We start from the raw sequence: 6,480 nt of genomic DNA, 5'->3' as shown, positions 1-6,480 counted from the left end.
ATTGGTATCTGGAGGCCACCGCCGACCTCAAGCGCGATGTCGCCGCGGCCGGGGAAGGGTTCATGTACGAGGGGAGGCAACCATGACGCCGATCGCTCCCCTCATCGAAGCGTTCCTCTGCGAGACACTTGCCCGCCAGCGGGGCATCAGCCGGCACACGCGCGACTCCTACGCCCTGAGCTTCCAGCTGCTCTTCGTGTTCGCCGCCGAGACGCTCAGACAAGCTGATCGCGCTCCTCAAGCGCGCGTCGTAATGGTGAGTTGGATTGGCGGCGACTGACGCGAGAGGGCAATCAAATCGCCGCCGACTCCCCATTACTGGATCTGCCCATAAGGCAGGAATTATAGGCGCAGCGGATAACGCCGCACGAGGCGCAGGCCTCGGTGTGGCCGCCCAGTTCCGCCGTGCGGCAAAGGTCGATCGCGCTCATCACGCGCCGCTCGACGCGGCTCATGTGCCCCTTGTGCGCTTCGCGGTAGGCGTCACCGTGGCGGCGGAAGATATCCGCCACTTCCAGACCGGCCGACACGGTCCCGGCCGATCAAGCCGGCGGCACCACCTCCAGCGTCAACCGGTCGAGCGGGCTCGTCGTGCGCGCGATGAGGTGGTTGGAAACCTGCGTGTAGCGGGCCGTGCTCGACAGATTGCTGTGGCCGAGAAGCACCTGGATGATGCGGATGTCGGTGCCGCTCTCAAGTAGGTGGGTGGCAAAGCTGTGCCGCAACGTGTGCACCGTCACGCGCTTGTCGATCCCGGCGGCGGCGCGAGCCGACCGGCAGGCCGAATGCAGCACCTGGACGTCGATCGGCTTCGCCTCGTCGCGACCGGGAAAGAGCCAGTTCTGCGGCCGGGCCAGGCGCCAGTAAGTGCGCAGAATGGCGAGCAGTTGCGCCGACAGCATGACGATGCGGTCCTTGCCACCCTTGCCCTGCTCGACCCGGATGACCATCCGACCGCTGTCGATATTGCCGACCTTCAGGCCGACCGCCTCGGAAGCGCGAAGCCCCGCCGCGTAGGCCGTGGTCAACGCCGCCCGCGTCTTCAGGCTCGGCACCGCCTCCAGAAAACGCACCACCTCGTCGGCGCTCAGCACCACCGGCAGCTTGCGGGGTTCGCGGGCATACGGGATCCGTTCCGGGATCTCGCCATGGCCGAGCGTGACACCGTAGAAGAACCGCAACGCGCAGACCGTCTGGCTGAGAGCCGGCCAGGAGATGCGGGTCGCGACCAGATGAACCTGAAAGGCGCGAACGTCCTCCAGGCCCAGACGGTCGGGCGAGCGAGAAAAATAACGGCTGAATTTCGTCACCGCATGGAGGTAGGATCGTTGCGTCGCCGGCGACAGATTGCGGACGGTCATGTCTTCGGTCATGCGCCGGCGAAGAGGGCTTATCTCGGCCATCGGAGTGCTCCTGTCTGTGGGATCGGGCTTCAACAACCGCAATCCTCGCAGACAGGACGTCTCTCCTAAATCGCTCGCTCCACTCCCGCGCTAGCGGGTTCGTTCAATCACCTCGGATTCATCGCCGTCAAAACACCGCTCCGGATTTCATGCGTAACCCCTGCCGTCGCGCAACTTCTCGTAACGGGCATCGACAATGAGATAGCGAACGGGTTCGAGACGGCGCTTGCGCCATGCCTCGAGTTCGTCGTCGAGCAGGGCCGCCGCCCGGCTGACCTGCGTGGAGGAAAGCCTCTCAAGGCCGAACTCGGCCATCACCTTTTCGGCGTCGCGGGTGGAAACGCCCTGGACGTACATCTCGGCGATGGCCAGCATGACGGCGCGCGACGAGCGTCGCCCGCGTTCCAGGGACTGTGGGAAGAACGGCTCTTGGCAGCCGCGGGTCTTGGGAATGGCGAGGGTTAGCGTGCCGGCGCGGGTGTCCACTTTCTTCGGCTTGTATCCGTTGGCATAGCCGCACCGCTCGGCCGAACGCTCGTAAGGACGGGCGTGAAGGTGCTGATCGCGCTCGGTTCGCATGGCCAGGTCGAAGACGGCAGTGAATGCCGCCGCCATTCCTTCCGGTCCAGTTTCGATGAGCTGTTCCATCAAAGCGGTAATGATCTTATCCTGGTGGTCCTGCATCCCGGTTCTCCTTTTGCTGAGGGAAAGAAACCGGAATGAAGGATAGTCCGCCTGCGGGACGCGTCCCGCAGGCGGACACCCGTCCTCGAACCTCGAGAGGAATTTACAGACGTCGCGTTACACCACCCGGACGCCCTACGAAGTCCAAACTTGAATAGAAATACCTCAATGGTTCACCGCTGTCTCAGAAGGCGACGCCTCTGTACGCGACCGCATCAACGAGGAGTTTTATGGCCAGTCCTACGAGAAGGAAGAGGATAACCTTGTCGAACGCCGGCTTCGAAAATCGCTCTGCGGCCATGCTGCCAACCGGCATGAATAGGAGGATCGGCAGCACGGCAAAGAGGCTCAGGGCGATGCTGTGGGTTGTCACAAGTCCAAACCATGCCAACGCTGGAATCTGGCATGCTGACATCACCGAAAAGAACACCGAAATGATCGCGATGAATGTGCGGCGGTCTAGGCAGAGCGCGTTGAGGAACGAAACAGAGACAGGCATGGAGATTCCTGACGCACCCTGGAGCAACCCACCGGTGAAGCCGGCGGGAAACACTAAAAGCTTGCCCGCTCGTGCTGGCAATTGCCAGTCCGGATGGGTTAGGATTACAGTTGCGCCTTTTGATCAGTTCTGACTCCATGGGCGACGATGATTCGGAGGTCATGGATGATGGGCGCATCGATCGAGACGACGCTGGAGCTTTGGGCTTCGTCGCTGCGGGATGTGAAGCGGCGAATCCAGCCGCTGTTCACGCAGGAGCGCGTGGCGGTTTCGGCGGGCTTGTTCCTGGATGGACTTCTCGGGGATGAGCGGCGCAAGACGGGCTGGATGCGGGCGGAAGCGGCGGGGGATCCCGGGCCTTGGCGCCAGCAGGCGATTCTTGGCCGCGGCCGATGGGATGCCGATGTGTTGCGCGACATCGTGCGCGACTACGTTGTTGAGACGCTCGCCGAGCCGCAAGCCGTGCTGGTTATCGACGAGACCGGTTTGCCTGGGTCGCAGCCGACAGCGTTTATGGGGTCGGCGGGATTGAGACGGCGCTGCGGCGCGCCGGAAAAGGCTATGTGCTGGGCGTCAACGCCAATCGTCCGTTCAACTCCTGGGACAAACCACAGCCCGTCGCCGGCACGGCGGCTGCGATCGCAGGAAAGCTGTCCCCCGACAACTGGGCGCGCCTGTCGGCAGGCGAAGGGACCAAGGGCGAAAGGCTGCACGACTGGGCCTATCTCGAACTGGCCGATCTCGACGCGGCCGAGTACAACGACGCGCTCGACGGGCAGTGGACGCGAGGCTTGCTGATCCGCCGCAACATCGCCGATGGCGATCTCGCCTACTTCTCCACTTGGTGCCCGGCCGGAACGGGCATCGAGACGCTGGTCAGGGTCGAGGGTCATCGCTGGGCGATCGAGGACAGCTTCGAGACGGCCAAGAACGAGTTGGGCCTCGACCACAACGAGACCCGCTCCTGGCACGGCTGGCATCGCCACGTCTCTCTCGTCATGCTGGCATTCGCCATGATGGCCGCGATCCGTAGCCGGGCCGACACCGTGACGCCCCCAAAAAGCCTGGTCAGGATCATCAGCAAACCCCGACGCCGCTGATCCGCTGGTCGGTCCAGGAAATCCGCCGCATCGCCACGCGTCTGGCCCAGCGCCAGATCCGACCAGCCCAAATTATCGCCTGGTCAACTTGGCGACGCGCCCACCAAGCCACAGCTCAACAAGCGCATCTCAGGTCGAAAGCGCAACTGTAATGTTAGGCGTGGGGCCAGTTCGAAGCCGAGCAGATGACAAAAAGCGAATCCGACGGCCGACTGCCCGTGGCTGTCGACATATTGGCGCTGGATTTCCATGTCGGTGCAGTGGCGCAGCACGCCCTCGATCATCGAGGCCACTTCCGACGACGAGCAGCGCTTGAGCTGCGAATAGATGCAGATCGACTGCTTCTCGACATGCCAGTAGATCATCACGCCACGGCCACCGTAGCGGGCATGCCACTCGGTCATCAGGTTTTGATCCCAGGCGCCGAACTTCCTGGAATCGGGGGCGCAGGCCGTGCCGGCGTCGCCCCAGACGGCGACGTTGCGGATCGCCAGGGTGGCATTCGCAACGCGCGCGCAGGCCTCCCTCAGCGCGCCCGGATGGACGAAGCGCCGGCGAACATGAAGCAGCTCCTCGTAGTTGACGTCCGAACGCGCGGCGGCAATGCGCTTCAGCCCGGCATTCGTGCCAAGCCCGTAGAGGCTCAAAAGCAGGCGTCGATCGAGGGTGGCGCGGGAAAGCGCCACGCGGGACGCCGAGGTTTCGAAGGCGTCCAGCAAGCCGGTGTCGAGAGCCGTCTCCTTCAGAACGTCCAGCAGCGAGCCATCGGCCAGCGTTGCCCGATCTCGGTCTTGACCGCCGTAAGGCCGACCGGTTCCGGCAACGGCTGGAACGGCGTGATCGAAATGCGATTCTCGCCGCGCCAGAGAATGCGGACCGCTTTGTTACGAGGGAGTTCGGCATTCAGGAGCCGCAGTTCCCGCTCGAGCTCCACCTTGATGGCAGCAGTAAAGGCCTTGGCGTCCGGCGTGAGATTCAGGCCACTGTAATAGGAGGCGCGCCGGGCCTCGAAATCCTTGGGCAAGTCATCGTCGGGATTGCGGTAGCGGTCGGCGCCGACAATCCAGATCTCCTTGGCGCGGATGCGCTCGCGCAACTGACTGAGGACGCAAAGCTCGTAGCTGATGCGGTTGACCCGCCCGTCCTTGCCGATGACTGCATCACGCCACTTCGTCGGAACGACGCCGTCGATCGGCGCCTCTTGCCGGGAAACAAAGCGGCATCCGTCGTCGAGCCTCGCCCTGATCCAGTCCAAGGCATCGAGAACGGGACGCCAGGCGGCGTTGTTCGAGCGAAACTCCAGAACCGAGAGCAGCTTCGGCAGCATCCTGCGGTAATGACCGGCATAGGACCCGCGCATCACTTTGTAGATCCGCCGGTCGAGCGCTCCCTTCGCCCGGTACTCGTCGACGATCGCCGCGAGCTTCTTCTCCCCCGCCACCGGGAAGATCACATCGCAGATGCGGCCGCCGGATCGTCGATCGCCGCGACCGCGATCTCGACCAGAAGCCGCTCCTTGCCGTAGACCCTCTCGATATCGCGCGCGATGCCGGCAATCACCTTGCGCTTCGAGCGAGCGCCGATCCTGTGAACGGTCTCCACCAGAAGGTCGATTATTCCGTCGATGATCTGCGCCTCCCGCGACATCAGGAACACGGCGTAAAGGCCCATCTGCCGTGCCGGGGCGTGACGGCGCATCTCCGAGGCCTTTTCGCCGGCAACCCGTCGCACGATCTGCTCGATCCAGGACTTGCCGGGGACCGACAGGAGATCTCTCGGCAGTTTCAAACCCTGGATAAAGGCCAGCCGGTCCGTGATGGCGATGATGCTGTCGAGGCTCGCCTGACCCGCATCACTCTTGATCGTGTGGAACCCGCTCGCGCTGTCCGGATCGGCCAGCGAGGCCTCCATCAATGCGACGGTTTTGGGGGAAAGCCGGTCAGCGACGCGGCCAAGATAGGCTTCCAGGAACCGCTGGCGCTCGGAGCGCACCACCCGCTCCAGTTCCTTGCGCGAGGGCCCGAAGATCTTGCCGTCCAGGCACCACAGGAAGACCTGCTCCATCATCGCCCCGACCGTCATGCCGCCAGGACAAAGCTCGGCCGATATCCAGACCGTCAGCGCTTCGCGATCCGCCCGCTTCATCCGGCGGAAGCCCAAATATTGCATGATCTCCGCGCAATGGCGGCGTCCCGAACGCCCGGAGAAATCATAGCCGGAAAGATCAGTGCCACCGACACCGAGCTGCTCGGCCACATAGGACACGGCGTCGTTCGGCAGGTCGGCGCCGTCTTCGACAAAAAAGCCGTGGGATGCAAAGAACTTCAGCTGAACCGTCAGGCCCAGCCGCGCCGAAACCGCCTTGGCGTTCACAAAATCGCCGCCGGCGAACGACAGGCTCCAGTTCCGCGCCAAGGCCTCGCCTGAAATGCTCCCGCTCATCCATCCGCTCCCTCAACCGGAAGCGGAACTCAATCGATAACCCCAGAGGGCGTCAATCTAGCGCCCCTTGTTCCTGTAACGTTCCTCGACTTGGCCAAAATCGCAGCTTCGGGCCGACTCCCCCTTCCTGGGCGACAGAATCAGCTGGCTGGGCGCGATCTTGCGGATGGTGGTGGTCCTCCATCTGAAGGAACTCCTGCGACGAACCGGGAAAGCCTCTCTCTCCCATTTGAGCCCGTCACACGGGCTGCCCTTCCTCTTCCTCTTTCGCGCGCAGCGCAGCCGGCCTACAATAGGAACCAACGCAGGCATGCGAAAATCGGCCAAACCCTTGCCTTTTGCATCAGGATTG

The 6,480-nt window shown here is 63.3% G+C and carries 4 protein-coding genes and 4 pseudogenes; 3 read left to right on the top strand and 5 right to left on the bottom strand.

What is annotated here, in order from left to right:
* Positions 1-82 precede the first annotated feature (82 nt).
* The gene (locus GTW51_RS21245; RefSeq protein WP_203566229.1) at positions 83-280 is read left to right on the top strand and encodes a hypothetical protein; all 198 of its coding nucleotides are present in this window, start codon (positions 83-85) and stop codon (positions 278-280) included.
* 55 nt (positions 281-335) lie between these two features.
* On the opposite strand, the pseudogene GTW51_RS21240 reads toward GTW51_RS21245, so the two are convergent.
* The 4 genes and pseudogenes from GTW51_RS21240 to GTW51_RS21225 form a co-directional block, all read right to left on the bottom strand.
* Positions 336-530: pseudogene (locus GTW51_RS21240) on the bottom strand (transposase zinc-binding domain-containing protein); the annotation flags it as partial.
* A gap of 12 nt (positions 531-542) precedes the next feature.
* A complete protein-coding gene (locus GTW51_RS21235) occupies positions 543-1,403 on the bottom strand; it encodes a tyrosine-type recombinase/integrase (RefSeq protein ID WP_163046043.1) in 861 nt (286 codons plus the stop codon).
* 147 nt (positions 1,404-1,550) lie between these two features.
* A complete protein-coding gene (locus GTW51_RS21230; RefSeq protein ID WP_163046042.1) occupies positions 1,551-2,087 on the bottom strand; it encodes a transposase in 537 nt (178 codons plus the stop codon).
* Between the two features lie 184 nt (positions 2,088-2,271).
* Positions 2,272-2,667 (bottom strand): TSUP family transporter, encoded by a 396-nt coding sequence (locus tag GTW51_RS21225; RefSeq protein WP_163046041.1) that lies wholly within the window; start codon positions 2,665-2,667, stop codon positions 2,272-2,274.
* A 66-nt stretch (positions 2,668-2,733) separates the two neighbouring features.
* Between GTW51_RS21225 and GTW51_RS24710 the strand changes: the two are divergent.
* Together GTW51_RS24710 and GTW51_RS24705 are read left to right on the top strand one after the other, a co-directional pair.
* Positions 2,734-3,093, top strand: a pseudogene (locus tag GTW51_RS24710) (transposase); the annotation flags it as partial.
* A pseudogene (locus GTW51_RS24705) lies at positions 3,093-3,686 on the top strand (IS701 family transposase); the annotation flags it as partial. The pseudogenes GTW51_RS24710 and GTW51_RS24705, both read left to right, overlap by 1 nt.
* Before the next feature lie 155 nt (positions 3,687-3,841).
* Here the strand turns inward: GTW51_RS24705 and GTW51_RS24700 are convergent.
* Positions 3,842-6,128, bottom strand: a pseudogene (locus GTW51_RS24700) (Tn3 family transposase); the annotation flags it as partial.
* Positions 6,129-6,480 lie beyond the last annotated feature (352 nt).

Origin of the sequence: Aurantimonas aggregata, assembly GCF_010500835.1 — a bacterium.
GTDB classification, from domain to species: Bacteria; Pseudomonadota; Alphaproteobacteria; order Rhizobiales; family Rhizobiaceae; genus Aurantimonas; species Aurantimonas aggregata.
The sequence above is the reverse complement of the archived record's forward strand: the minus strand, read 5'-3'. Positions and strand labels throughout refer to the sequence as shown.